Source organism: Micromonospora sp. DT4, from assembly GCF_049841675.1.
Taxonomy (GTDB): Bacteria; Actinomycetota; Actinomycetes; order Mycobacteriales; family Micromonosporaceae; genus Micromonospora.
This window is the reverse complement of the sequence record NZ_JBNCKT010000447.1, coordinates 1-322: the sequence shown is the minus strand read 5'-3', so window position 1 is coordinate 322 and position 322 is coordinate 1. Positions and strand designations below refer to the sequence as shown.

Genomic DNA, 322 nt, shown 5'->3' with positions numbered 1-322 from the left:
CGAACGTGGTGATCTGCTTGTTGGTCAGGGATGGGGACGCATAGAAGTGGTAGAACAAGCGCCGCTCGCCGCCGCCTAGAGGATCCGGGAGTGTGAGCGGGACGAGCCGGTAGCTCGCGCAAAGGTCGGAGGGCAACTCTCCGCCGGGGTGGCTGAAGGCCGCAGAGACGACTGGTGCATGCGGAGCGGTCACCAACACGGCGTCGGGGTCAGCTGCCGTGATGGCCGCAGCCAACTGGTCGCGACGGTCGATACACTGAGCAGCGATGGCGCGGTAGCCGCTGCGACCCAGGATGTGCAGGGTTGCCCACAGTGCAGCCGC

General features: G+C 66.5%; 1 protein-coding gene. It reads right to left on the bottom strand.

Annotated elements, in window-relative coordinates; all coding sequences use genetic code 11:
* The coding region (locus ACLQ24_RS30500) for a hypothetical protein (protein WP_425895182.1) at positions 1-322 on the bottom strand (322 nt) is incomplete at both ends.